Source organism: Streptomyces wedmorensis (assembly GCF_000716445.1).
GTDB classification, from domain to species: Bacteria; Actinomycetota; Actinomycetes; order Streptomycetales; family Streptomycetaceae; genus Streptomyces; species Streptomyces wedmorensis.
Map to the genome: position 1 here is coordinate 1 of NZ_JNWK01000187.1, position 323 is coordinate 323.

General features: G+C 73.4%; 1 pseudogene. It reads left to right on the top strand.

From position 1 onward, the window contains the following. Window positions 1-88: 88 nt before the first annotated feature. Window positions 89-323: pseudogene (locus OO54_RS41050) on the top strand (carbohydrate ABC transporter permease); the annotation flags it as partial.

A 323-nucleotide genomic window follows, 5' to 3' on the forward strand; every position in this document is an offset into this window, starting at 1 on the left:
GCGGCGACCGTGGCGATCGTGATGGGCGTGATCACCGCGATCATCGCCTACACCGTCCAGCTGCGCGGCATGCGGAAGGGCTGACCCGATGACCACCTCCCTGACCACCGCGGCGGCAACCCCAACCCCCCAGCCGCCCCGCCGCCCCCAGGCCACCGCCCGCCCGGCATCCCACAAAGCCACCGCCGGCCGCACCCGCACGAGGCGACCCCACACCCCCCTGCACCCCCGCCCCAGCATCCCGCTGACCCTGGTGACCGGCCTGGTCCTCCTCTACACCCTGCTGCCGCTGGCCTGGCTGGTGATCAACGCCACCAAGGACC